Origin of the sequence: Pseudomonas syringae KCTC 12500, assembly GCF_000507185.2 — a bacterium.
Lineage (GTDB): Bacteria > Pseudomonadota > Gammaproteobacteria > Pseudomonadales > Pseudomonadaceae > Aquipseudomonas > Aquipseudomonas syringae.
The window spans coordinates 4,063,495-4,075,921 of sequence record NZ_AYTM02000002.1 but is presented as its reverse complement, the minus strand read 5'-3'; the positions used below and the strand labels follow the sequence as shown (position 1 = coordinate 4,075,921).

9 protein-coding genes are annotated in these 12,427 nt (G+C 59.6%); 1 reads left to right on the top strand and 8 read right to left on the bottom strand.

The genetic code is table 11. The features are described from left to right. Nucleotides 1-32: 32 nt before the first annotated feature. Nucleotides 33-929 carry a LysR family transcriptional regulator gene (locus V476_RS18540; protein WP_024960250.1) on the top strand — a complete coding sequence of 299 codons (897 nt, stop codon included), beginning with the start codon at nucleotides 33-35 and terminating at the stop codon, nucleotides 927-929. 6 nt (nucleotides 930-935) lie between these two features. Here V476_RS18540 and ispD read toward each other — a convergent pair whose 3' ends face one another. The 8 genes from ispD to dnaE form a co-directional block, all read right to left on the bottom strand. Then, nucleotides 936-1,646, bottom strand: coding sequence for a 2-C-methyl-D-erythritol 4-phosphate cytidylyltransferase (ispD, locus tag V476_RS18535; RefSeq protein WP_024650257.1), 711 nt, complete (start codon nucleotides 1,644-1,646; stop codon nucleotides 936-938). Between the two features lie 13 nt (nucleotides 1,647-1,659). Next, nucleotides 1,660-1,938 carry a cell division protein FtsB gene (gene ftsB, locus V476_RS18530; protein WP_003314315.1) on the bottom strand — a complete coding sequence of 93 codons (279 nt, stop codon included), beginning with the start codon at nucleotides 1,936-1,938 and terminating at the stop codon, nucleotides 1,660-1,662. Nucleotides 1,939-2,128: 190 nt separating this feature from the next. Next, a complete protein-coding gene (gene eno, locus V476_RS18525) occupies nucleotides 2,129-3,415 on the bottom strand; it encodes a phosphopyruvate hydratase (protein ID WP_003339565.1) in 1,287 nt (428 codons plus the stop codon). 139 nt (nucleotides 3,416-3,554) lie between these two features. Beyond that, on the bottom strand, nucleotides 3,555-4,400 hold the full coding sequence (gene kdsA, locus V476_RS18520; protein ID WP_003314314.1) for a 3-deoxy-8-phosphooctulonate synthase: 846 nt from the start codon (nucleotides 4,398-4,400) through the stop codon (nucleotides 3,555-3,557). Between the two features lie 14 nt (nucleotides 4,401-4,414). Then, nucleotides 4,415-6,046, bottom strand: coding sequence for a CTP synthase (gene pyrG / locus V476_RS18515; RefSeq protein ID WP_003364819.1), 1,632 nt, complete (start codon nucleotides 6,044-6,046; stop codon nucleotides 4,415-4,417). 263 nt (nucleotides 6,047-6,309) lie between these two features. After that, on the bottom strand, nucleotides 6,310-7,647 hold the full coding sequence (tilS, locus tag V476_RS18510; RefSeq protein WP_024960251.1) for a tRNA lysidine(34) synthetase TilS: 1,338 nt from the start codon (nucleotides 7,645-7,647) through the stop codon (nucleotides 6,310-6,312). A 136-nt stretch (nucleotides 7,648-7,783) separates the two neighbouring features. Then, the gene (accA, locus tag V476_RS18505; protein WP_024960252.1) at nucleotides 7,784-8,731 is read right to left on the bottom strand and encodes an acetyl-CoA carboxylase carboxyl transferase subunit alpha; all 948 of its coding nucleotides are present in this window, start codon (nucleotides 8,729-8,731) and stop codon (nucleotides 7,784-7,786) included. A 128-nt stretch (nucleotides 8,732-8,859) separates the two neighbouring features. Further along, nucleotides 8,860-12,381 carry a DNA polymerase III subunit alpha gene (dnaE, locus tag V476_RS18500; protein WP_024960253.1) on the bottom strand — a complete coding sequence of 1,174 codons (3,522 nt, stop codon included), beginning with the start codon at nucleotides 12,379-12,381 and terminating at the stop codon, nucleotides 8,860-8,862. Between the last annotated feature and the right edge of the window lie 46 nt (nucleotides 12,382-12,427).

The window sequence follows — 12,427 nt, the reverse complement described above, 5'->3', positions numbered from 1 at the left end:
AGCAAAACATTAATGCTGTACAGGGATAATTGATGTACACCAATCGTTGGGAAGGTCTGGATGAGTTCGTTGCCGTCGCGGAATGCGGGCAGTTCACCGCCGCGGCTCTGCGGCTCGGGGTCTCCTCGTCGCATGTCAGCCGTCAGATCGTGCGCCTTGAAGAACGCCTGCAGACTCGTCTGCTCTACCGCAGTACCCGCAAGGTCGCGCTCACCGAAGCCGGTCAGACCTTTCTGCATCACTGCCAGCGCCTGCAGGACGGCCGCGAAGAAGCACTGCGCGCGGTGGGCGATCTGGCCAGCGAACCGAAGGGGTTGTTGCGCATGACCTGCGCCGTGGCCTATGGCGAGCGCTTCATCACGCCGCTGGTCACACGCTTCATGGACCTGTACCCGCACCTGCGGGTCGATATCGAGCTGAGCAATGAAACGCTGGACCTGGTTCATGAAGGCATGGACCTGGCGATTCGTCTTGGCCGGTTACAGGATTCGCGCCTGGTCGCAACCCGCCTTGCGCCACGGCAGATGTACCTGTGCGCCTCGCCGTCCTACATCGAGCGTTACGGCAGGCCGCACAGCCTTTCGGAACTCAATCGCCATAATTGCCTGATCGGAGGCAGCGATACCTGGCAGCTCCAGCAGAACGGGCGTGAATTTTCACAGCGCGTGCAAGGCAACTGGCGCTGTAACAGCGGCCAGGCCGTGCTGGATGCCGCGTTGCATGGCGTGGGTTTGTGTCAGTTGCCGGATTACTACGTGCAGAAACATCTCAACGACGGCACGCTGATCTCATTGCTGGAGGCGCATCAACCGCCCAACACGGCCGTGTGGGGGCTCTATCCGCAGCAAAGGCACCTGTCACCCAAGGTGCGCAAGCTGGTGGATTATCTCAAGGAAGGCTTGGCGATGAGGGATGAGTACCGCCAGTAGCGGGGCCTAGCGCCCGAACTCGCTGCGGCGCTGGCGCAGCCATTCCAGGTCTTCCGGGCGCGTGACCTTGATGTTGTCTGAGCGTCCCTCGATCAGGCGTGGAGATTGCCCCGCCCACTCGATGGCCGATGCCTCATCGGTGATGCTGACGTTAGAGACCAGGCTGTCCGCCAGGGCGCGATGCAGGGCCCCAAGACGAAACATCTGCGGCGTGAAGGCTTGCCAGATCAGGCTGCGATCCACTGTTTCCAGCACACGACCGCTGCTGTCGGCACGCTTGAGCGTATCGCGGGCCGGCACGGCCAGCAGGCCGCCAACAGGATCATCGGCCAGTTCGCCGAGCAGATTGTCCAGATCACTGCGCGCCAGGTTCGGACGCGCAGCGTCATGAACCAGCACCCAGTCATTGTCACTGGCGCCCTGCGCATGCAGGTGCAGAAGCGCATTGAGCACCGAGCCTGAGCGCTCGATGCCGCCGTCCACGCGCTGAATGCGAGTGTCATGCGCGCAGGGCAATGCAGCCCAGTAAGGGTCGTCCACAGCCAGACTGATCACCAGCCCCTTGAGCCGGGGGTGATCGAGAAAGCAAAGCAGGCTGTGTTCCAGAATTGTCAGGCCGCCCAGTGGCAGGTACTGCTTGGGACGGTCGGCTGCCATGCGAGCACCAATGCCCGCTGCAGGTATCACTGCCCAGAAGGCAGGAAGAAAGTCTTTCATCGCACCAACTTGATTATTGCGCGAGCTGGTAAAGGGTTTCGCCGTCCTTGACCATGCCCAATTCATGTCGGGCACGCTCTTCGACGGTTTCCAGACCCTTTTTCAACTCCATGACCTCGGCATCGAGCACGCGGTTGCGCTCGAGCAGCACCTGATTTTCAGCGTGCTGGTCGGCAATCTGCTGAGTCAGGCTGGCCACTTGCGCGAGGCTTCCGTTACCGACCCAAAGGCGGTACTGCAAGCCAGCCAGCAACAGGAGCAGGACGAGGAACAACCAGTTAGGACTGCGCATTGAAATATCAGGTACCCAGTAAAAAAGACAGCAGAGCCAACGTGAACAACAAACGACTGAGGGCATTGAGCCTGACATAAGCCAGGCTCAATCACTCCAGATTACCGCGGAGCGTCAGCATCGGAGCTACACAGGCGAGTCAGGGAACCCGAATCCGTGCAGCACTCTGCGTCTTTTTACCATCTATGGCTCAGCCGCGAAACTCGGCACGACCACGATACACAGCCTTGGAGCCCAATTGCTCCTCGATGCGCAGCAATTGGTTGTACTTGGACACGCGGTCGGAGCGGCACAGCGAACCGGTTTTGATCTGACCAGCAGAGGTGCCCACAGCCAGGTCAGCAATGGTCGAATCTTCGGTCTCGCCGGAACGGTGAGAGATGATTGCCGTGTAACCGGCAGCCTTGGCCATCTGAATGGCTTCCAGGGTTTCGGTCAGCGTACCGATCTGGTTGAACTTGATCAGGATCGAGTTGGCGATCTTCTTGTCGATGCCTTCCTTGAGGATCTTGGTGTTGGTCACGAACAGGTCGTCACCTACCAGCTGGGTTTTCTCGCCGATCTTGTCGGTGAGGATTTTCCAGCCATCCCAATCGGACTCGTCCAGACCGTCTTCGATGGAAATGATCGGGTGCTTGCGAGTCAGCTCGGCAAGGTATTCGGCGAACTCGGCAGAGCTGTATTCGCCCTCTTCGCTCAGCTTGTACTTGCCGTTCTTGTAGAACTCGCTCGCTGCGCAGTCCAGCGCCAGGGTCACGTCGGTGCCCAGCGTGTAACCCGCATTGGCAACCGCCTCGGCGATAGCGTCGAGCGCTTCCTTGTTGGACGCCAGGTTGGGCGCGAAGCCACCTTCGTCACCCACTGCGGTGTTCAGGCCACGCGCTTTGAGTACAGCCTTGAGGTGATGGAAAATCTCGGTGCCCCAGCGCAGGCCTTCAGCGAAGGATTTGGCGCCGACAGGCTGGATCATGAATTCCTGGATGTCGATATTGTTATCGGCATGCTCGCCACCGTTGATGATGTTCATCATCGGCACCGGCATGGAATACACGCCCGGTGTGCCATTGAGGTTGGCGATGTGCGCGTACAGCGGCAGGTCCTGATCCTGTGCGGCGGCCTTGGCAGCTGCCAGGGAGACCGCGAGGATGGCGTTTGCGCCCAGGCTTGCCTTGTTTTCGGTGCCGTCCAGCTCGATCATCGCGTGATCCAGCGCCTTCTGGTCAACCGGGTCCTTGCCCAGCAGCAGGTCACGGATAGGGCCATTGATGTTGGCCACAGCTTTCAGAACGCCCTTGCCCATGTAACGGCTCTTGTCGCCATCACGCAGCTCCAGCGCTTCGCGCGAGCCGGTTGAGGCCCCGGACGGCGCACAGGCGCTGCCGATGATGCCGTTATCGAGGAGCACATCTGCTTCTACGGTGGGATTGCCACGGGAGTCGAGAACTTCACGACCTTTGATGTCGACGATTTTTGCCATTGTTGTAAACACTCCAAGATTGACGAAAACGACGCAGCTGGGGAAACAATGCTCGCAATCAGACGCAGAAAAAGGCAGGTCTGAATGCGACAACCCCGTCACGAATGACGGGGAACGGCACTTTACCGGAGAACCCTGTTCAAGCGGTCTCTACGATCGGAAAACTCTTTACAAGTTCATCCAGGGACTTGAGCTGGGCCAGGAACGGCTCGAGCTTGTCCAGACGCAGGGCACATGGCCCGTCGCATTTGGCGTTATCAGGATCCGGATGGGCTTCAAGGAACAGGCCGGCCAGATTCTGACTGATACCGGCCTTCGCCAGATCCAGCACCTGAGCGCGGCGCCCGCCGGCAGAATCGGAACGACCGCCCGGCATCTGCAGGGCGTGGGTCACGTCGAACAGAATCGGATACTCGAACTGCTTCATGATGCCGAAGCCAAGCATGTCCACGACCAGATTGTTGTAACCGAAGCTGGAGCCACGCTCACAGAGAATCAACTGATCGTTACCGGCCTCTTCGCACTTGGTCAGGATGTGTTTCATTTCCTGGGGTGCAAGGAACTGGGCTTTCTTGATGTTGATGACTGCGCCGGTTTTCGCCATCGCGACGACCAGATCGGTCTGCCGCGACAGGAAAGCCGGCAACTGAATGATGTCGCAGACTTCAGCCACCACGGCGGCCTGATGCGGCTCGTGAACATCGGTGATCAGCGGCACGTTGAAGGTGCGCTTGATCTCTTCGAAAATACGCATGCCTTCTTCAAGGCCCGGCCCACGGTAGGAGTTCACCGAAGAGCGGTTGGCCTTGTCGAAGCTGGCCTTGAACACGTAAGGGATACCGAGCTTTTCGGTGACCTTTACGTATTCTTCACAGACCTGCATGGCCATATCCCGGGATTCGAGTACGTTCATGCCGCCGAACAGCACCATTGGCTTGTCGTTGGCGATCTCGATCGAACCTACGCGGATGATTTTCTGAGCCATGTCTGCAGTCCCTGTCAGGAATTTTTCTGATGTTGAGCCAGTGCCGCCTTGACGAAGCCGCTGAACAGCGGATGACCGTCACGGGGTGTGGAGGTGAATTCCGGGTGGAACTGGCAAGCGACGAACCATGGATGATCCGGTGCTTCGACCACTTCAACCAGCGCGCCGTCGCCGGAGCGGCCGGAAATCTTCAGGCCCGCCTCGATCAGTTGCGGCAACAGGTTGTTGTTCACTTCATAGCGATGACGATGACGTTCGACGATCACGTCCTTGGTGTAGCAGTCGTGGACCAGCGAACCGGCTTCAAGCTGGCACTCTTGCGCGCCCAGACGCATGGTGCCGCCCAGATCGGAGCTTTCGGTACGGGTTTCGACTGCGCCGGTGGCATCTTCCCACTCGGTGATCAGACCCACTACAGCGTGCGCGCTGGTGCGATCGAACTCGGTGGAGTTGGCGTCTTTCCAGCCCAGCACGTTACGGGCGAACTCGATGACCGCGACCTGCATGCCCAGGCAGATGCCCAGGTACGGAACCTTGTTCTCACGGGCGAACTGAACGGCAGTGATCTTACCTTCGACGCCGCGCAGACCGAAGCCACCGGGAACCAGGATCGCATCCACGCCTTCCAGCAGGCCGGTGCCCTGGTTTTCAATGTCTTCAGAGTCGATGTAACGCAGGTTGACCTTGGTGCGATTGGTGATACCGGCATGGCTCATGGCTTCGATCAACGACTTGTAGGCGTCGAGCAGCTCCATATACTTGCCGACCATCGCAATGGTCACTTCGTGTTCCGGGTTGAGCTTGGCGTCGACGACCTTGTCCCACTCGGACAGGTCGGCACCACCACATTGCAGGCCGAAGCGCTCGACCACAAAATCGTCCAGGCCTTGCGAATGCAGAATGCCCGGGATCTTGTAGATGGTGTCCGCGTCTTCGAGGGCGATGACCGCACGCTCTTCGACGTTGGTGAACTGAGCGATCTTGCGACGCGAAGAAACGTCGATCGGGTGGTCGGAACGGCAGACCAGCACATCAGGCTGCAGGCCGATGGAGCGCAATTCCTTCACCGAATGCTGGGTCGGCTTGGTCTTGGTCTCGCCGGCAGTGGCGATGTACGGCACCAGCGTCAGGTGCATCAGCATCGCGCGGCGTGCGCCGACTTCGAAGCGCAACTGGCGGATGGCTTCAAGGAAAGGTTGCGACTCGATGTCGCCCACCGTGCCGCCGATCTCGACCAGCGCCACGTCGGCATCGCCAGCACCCTTGATGATGCGGCGCTTGATTTCATCGGTGATGTGCGGGATGACCTGAATGGTCGCGCCCAGGTAATCACCACGGCGCTCTTTGCGCAGGACGTGCTCGTACACACGACCGGTCGTGAAGTTGTTGTTCTGGGTCATGGTGGTGCGGATGAACCGCTCATAGTGACCAAGGTCCAGGTCGGTCTCGGCGCCGTCGTGAGTGACGAATACCTCACCGTGCTGGAACGGGCTCATGGTGCCCGGGTCCACGTTGATGTACGGATCCAGTTTGAGCATGGTGACCTTGAGTCCCCGCGCCTCCAGGATGGCCGCCAATGAAGCCGAGGCAATGCCTTTCCCCAATGAAGAAACAACACCGCCCGTGACGAAGATGTAGCGCGTCATGAAAAACCCTAGAAGTCTGCGTTAAAGCGGTCAGAGCCGCCGGGGATAGCGAAGGAAGGCCGAAGCCCCCGATTACCGACAAAATTCACGGTGCACTCCCGAAACTGCTGCGTTGAAACCGACCGGCCGAAGCCCGTGTGGTGTGCGCTACATTTTAAGAATTACCCAGTAAATACTGGTTGGTAACCGGCAACTCATGTCGTTTCAAAAGAGCCGACAGAAGCTGTATCAAGAAGGGAGCGTAGTCTACCTGAAAGGGCCTTTCAGCTCAAACTTTGGTCGCCGGTCGGCGTAACCCAGCGCAAACGCCAGTTTTCATTGGGCGAACCGTCCAGTCCAGGCAGGTTGGCGACGGCCAGCAGCACGTTATCGAGGTACAGCAGCGGCAATCTGCCGCGCAGAAACGCCGGCACTGACTGCTCGTTGAGCAAGCGCTTGAGATCACGGCTGCCACGCCCGTTCAGGCGTAACACTTCACCACCCTGCCGATAGCGGACTTGCAGACACCCCGACGGCGCCTCGCCTTCCAGAACCACGCAGCCATTACCCGGCAAGTCCAGCGGCACACCAGGGTCCGGCCAGTCCATTGCCTGACGACAGAGCGGCTGCCAGTCAGCGGGCACCCACCAGATACAATTCTGCGCCCTGTGCAGCGTTCCATCAGCAAGCCGCCATAACGGACCTGCGTCATGCGCCGCATCGCGCAATGCCTCCCAGCCAGCCCAGTGATCGGTGTCCGGCAGGCGCGTCAGTGGCGCAAGCCAGTGACGCAGTGCATTGCGCTGCCGGGCTGCGGACAATGCGGCAATCGGCCCAAGACTCAACACCGGCAGGCCAACCCAAGTGAACGACGTTGCAGCCTGCGCGTTGGCAATATCCTGCAGCGCGAGCTCGTCGAGCAATTGCTGCGCTTCGCCGAGGTGGCGCGCAGTACGCGCCAGACTGGCCGCTGCCTGCGGCCATCTGGAGGTCAGCAACGGCAATACCTGACTGCGCAAAAAATTGCGCGAGAACTGCTGATCGTCATTGCTGGGATCTTCGATCCAGTTCAGGCCGTGCCGATGCGCGTAGTCTTCCAACTGCTTTCGCGACACATCCAGTAGCGGCCTCAGCAGATGCCCACACCCCAGCACGCGCTGATCGGGCATGGCAGCCAGACCGCGTACGCCTGCGCCGCGCAGCAGACGGAACAACAGGGTTTCGGCCTGATCATCGCGATGCTGCCCCGTCAGCAGCACCTCGCCCTCACCCAGCCGCCCACTGAAGGCGCTGTAACGCGCCTGCCGGGCAGCCTGCTCGAGACTTGCAGCGTACTCGACCTGAACGCGAACAGACTCGAATGCCACCCCGAGCGTCTTGCAGACCTGCTGACAATGCTCTGGCCAGCAATCGGCAGCAGTCTGCAGACCGTGGTGCACATGGATGGCGTTGAGCGCAGGCAGGGTTTCGCGACTGGCGAGTTCAGCCAGAAGATGCAAAAGCACGGTTGAGTCGAGGCCGCCGGAGAAACCGACATGCCAGACAGGCGCATTACGCCATGGGGCCAGGACTTGAAGAAGCCTGGCAGAAAGATCATGACCGGTGCGTGAGGGGGTGGTCATGGATGTTTTTCACCGACCTGGCGGGTTCGCACACTAACGGCTTCAGTGCTCAAACCCGCCCTTTCGCGAACAGGTTCGCTCCCACGCCTTTCGGGCAGAAGCCCGCAAGACGTGGAAACAATCGGGGCGACGCAGCTTACAGACCGTAGCTCATCAAGCGGTCATAACGGCGCGCCAGCAGCTCGTCGTTATCGAACTCCTTGAGCATCGCCAGCTGATTGCTCAGCTCTTCGCGAATCAAGGCAGCGGCAGCGACCGGATCACGATGCGCGCCACCCAGTGGCTCGGCGATGACCTTGTCGACGATACCCAGACCTTTCAGGCGGTCAGCGGTGATGCCCATAGCTTCAGCAGCATCCGGAGCCTTCTCGGCGGTTTTCCAAAGGATCGACGCGCAGCCTTCCGGAGAGATCACCGCGTAAGTCGAGTACTGCAGCATGTTCAACTGGTCACAGACGCCAATCGCCAGCGCACCACCAGAACCGCCTTCACCGATGACGGTAGCGATGATCGGCGTCTTGAGACGGGCCATCACGCGCAGGTTCCAGGCAATCGCTTCGCTCTGGTTGCGCTCTTCCGCGTCGATACCCGGATAGGCGCCCGGCGTATCGATAAAGGTCAGGATCGGCATCTTGAAGCGCTCGGCCATTTCCATCAGACGGCAGGCCTTGCGATAGCCTTCGGGGCGCGGCATGCCGAAGTTGCGGCGAACCTTCTCGCGCACGTCCCGGCCTTTCTGATGGCCGATGACCATGACTGGCTGGTTGTCCAGACGGGCAATACCGCCGACGATCGCCGCATCATCGGAGAAATGCCGATCGCCGTGCAGCTCATCGAACTCGGTAAAGATGTTTTCGATGTAGTCCAGCGTGTAAGGACGACGCGGATGGCGCGCCATGCGCGCGATCTGCCAGCTGGTCAGGTTGCCGAAGATGCTTTCGGTGAGCGTCTTGCTCTTGTCTTGCAGCCGGGAGATCTCGTCGCCGATGTTCAGCGAGTTGTCGTTACCCACCAAGCGCAGTTCTTCGATTTTGGCCTGCAAGTCAGCGATAGGCTGTTCGAAATCAAGAAAATTCGGGTTCATAGGCATCCGTCTTGGGTCGACGGCCAAGAGGCCGGCCGGTTGATCCGTCTGCGCCGTTCCTGTTCGGAACCGGCGCGTTCAGGTCGAAATTAAAATTCAGGGTTGAGCGCAAGTCGAGCCTGCGACGTTCAACGATACTGGAGAAAGACGTTCTCACGTCCGAACTGGTCACGCAGAGCTTGAATCAAGCTGTCCGCAGGATCAATCCGCCATGCTTCTCCCAATTGCAGCAATGCGCGGGCGTCCTGCCCCGTGTAGTCCACCGTGATCGGACAGGCACCGCGATGGCGCTTGCACAGATCGCCCAGCCAGCGCAGCCGGTCGCCCTTGAGCGCCTCGGCACGCACCGTCACACGCAGGCTCTCGGCCAGATTGGTGCGGGCATCCTCGATACTCATGACACGCTTGGCCCGCAAGCGCAGCCCACCGGAGAAGTCATCATTACTGACTTCGCCCTCGACTACCACCATAGCATCGGTCTGCAACAGTGACTGAGCCGAATGGAACGCTTCGGCAAACAGCGACGCCTCGATGCGCGCCGAGCGATCGTCAAGGGTAATGAACCCCATCTTGTCGCCCTTCTTGTTCTTCATGACGCGCAGGGCAATGATCAGGCCCGCGACTGTCTGGGTGTCTCTTGCCGGCTTGAGATCAATGATGCGCTGACGAGCGAAACGGCGGATCTCGCCTTCATATTCATCGATCGGGTGCCCGGTCAGGTACAGCCCCAGGGTTTCCTTTTCACCACGCAGACGATCCTTGAGGCTCAGCTCGCGGGTCTTGCGATGGTTGGCGTAGACATCGGCATCCGCTTCGACGAACAGACCGCCGAACAGGTCGGCGTGACCACTGTCATGACTGCGTGCAGTCTGCTCTGCCGCCTGAATGGCTTCTTCCAGCGCGGCAAGCAGCACCGAACGGTTACGGTCGATATTGGCCTGATAGGCCTTGGGCTCCAGTTCGAAGTACGGCCCGAGACGATCCAGCGCACCGCTGCGAATCAGACCATCCAGGGTGCGCTTGTTGACCCGTTTAAGGTCGACGCGAGCGCAGAAGTCGAACAAGTCCTTGAACGGCCCGTCCTGGCGCGCATCGGTAATCGCCTCGACCGGCCCCTCGCCTACGCCCTTTATCGCACCAAGGCCATAAAGAATACGGCCATCGTCGCTTACCGTGAACTTGAACTCCGAGGTGTTCACGTCCGGCGCGTCGAGGCGCAGCTTCATCGTGCGCACTTCTTCGATCAAGGTCACGACCTTGTCGGTGTTGTGCATATCCGCCGACAACACCGCCGCCATGAACGGCGCCGGGTAGTGAGTCTTCAGCCAGGCAGTCTGGTACGACACCAGCCCGTAGGCTGCGGAGTGGGACTTGTTGAAACCGTAACCGGCGAACTTTTCCACCAGGTCGAAGATGTTACCGGCAAGGTCCGGGTCGATGTTATTGGTCTTGCAGCCATCGATGAAACCACCGCGCTGCTTGGCCATTTCCTCGGGCTTTTTCTTGCCCATGGCACGACGCAGCATGTCCGCACCGCCAAGGGTGTAACCGGCCATGACCTGGGCGATCTGCATCACCTGTTCCTGATACAGGATGATGCCGTAGGTCGGTGCCAGTACCGGCTTGAGGCCTTCGTACTGGTAGTCGACGTGCGGATAGGACAGCTCGGCGCGACCGTGTTTACGGTTGATGAAGTCGTCGACCATGCCCGATTGCAGCGGGCCGGGACGGAACAGGGCCACCAGTGCGATCAAGTCTTCCAGACAGTCGGGCTTGAGCTTTTTGATCAGCTCTTTCATGCCGCGCGACTCGAGCTGGAACACCGCCGTGGTCTCGGCGCGCTGCAGCAACTGATAGGTCGGCATGTCGTCGAGCGGAATGAACGCGATGTCCAGCGGTTCTTCGTTGACCTTGGCGCGGTCGCGGTTGATGGTCTTGAGTGCCCAGTCGATGATGGTCAGGGTACGCAGACCGAGGAAGTCGAACTTCACCAGCCCCGCAGCCTCGACATCATCCTTGTCGAACTGGGTCACCAGACCGTCACCGGCCTCGTCGCAATAGATCGGCGAGAAGTCAGTCAGCTTGGTCGGGGCAATAACCACACCACCGGCGTGCTTGCCGACGTTACGCACGATGCCTTCGAGCTTGAGCGCCATCTCCCAGATTTCCGCCGCTTCCTCATCCACCTTGAGGAAATCGCGAAGAATCTCTTCCTGCTCGTAGGCCTTTTCGAGGGTCATGCCGACTTCGAACGGGATCATCTTCGACAGACGATCCGCCAGCCCGTAAGACTTGCCCTGCACCCGCGCCACGTCACGCACCACCGCTTTGGCGGCCATGGAACCGAAGGTTATGATCTGGCTGACCGCGTTGCGACCGTACTTCTCGGCCACATATTCGATCACCCGGTCACGACCATCCATGCAGAAGTCGACGTCGAAGTCAGGCATGGAAACCCGCTCCGGGTTCAGGAAGCGTTCGAACAGCAGATCGTATTCCAGCGGGTCGAGGTCGGTGATCTTCTGTACATAGGCAACCAGCGATCCGGCACCCGAACCACGACCCGGCCCCACCGGTACGCCGTTGCTCTTGGCCCACTGGATGAAGTCCATCACGATCAGGAAGTAACCGGGGAAGCCCATCTGGATAATGATATCCAGCTCGAAATTCAGCCGGTCGACATACACCTGACGCTTGGCTTCGTAATCTTCGGTCGTGTCCTTGGGCAACAGGACTGCAAGACGCTCTTCCAGTCCATCGAAGGAGACCTTGCGGAAATACTCATCGATGGTCATACCATCGGGAATCGGGAAGTTGGGCAGGAAGTGCGTGCCCAGCTTGACGTCGATGTTGCAGCGCTTGGCAATCTCGATGGTGTTTTCCAGCGCTTCTGGCAGATCGCTGAACAGCTCGGCCATTTCTTCCGGGCTTTTCAGGTATTGCTGATCGCTGTAGTTGTGCGAGCGACGCGGGTCGTCCAGCGCACGCCCTTCACCGATGCATACGCGGGTTTCATGGGCTTCGAAATCGGCCTGTTTGATGAAGCGCACATCGTTGGTCGCCACCAGCGGGGCGCCGTGACGCTCGGCCAGGGCCACCGCAGCGTGCAGATGCTCTTCGTCATTGGCGCGGTTGGTACGCTGCACTTCGATATAGAAGCGGTCAGGAAAGACTTCCAGCCACTCGCGCAACAGTTCGTCGGCCTCCCCCGGATTGCCGCCAAGCAAGGCCATGCCGATTTCGCCTTCCTTGGCCGCAGAAAGCGCAATCACGCCTTCACTGGCCTGCGCGACCCACTGGCGCTGAATGACGATCTGACCGTTACGCTGGCCTTCGATAAAGCCTCGGGAAATCAGCTCGGTCAGGTTGCGGTAGCCCTGGGCATTCATGGCCAGCAGGCTGATGCGGCTGAGCGCGGCATCTTCGTCCCTGCCCGCCAGCCACAGATCGACACCACAGATCGGCTTGATGCCGGAGCCCTGAGCGGCCTTGTAGAACTTGACCAGCGAACACATGTTGTTCTGGTCGGTCACCGCCACGGCGGGCATGTTCATGCCGGTCAGCGCCTTGATCAACGGTTTGACCCGGACCAGGCCGTCAACCAGCGAATATTCGGTGTGCAGGCGTAGATGAACGAAAGAAGCCGGCATGGTGATCCTATAAAACGCGAAAATACAAAAAACGAAGGGCAGGATT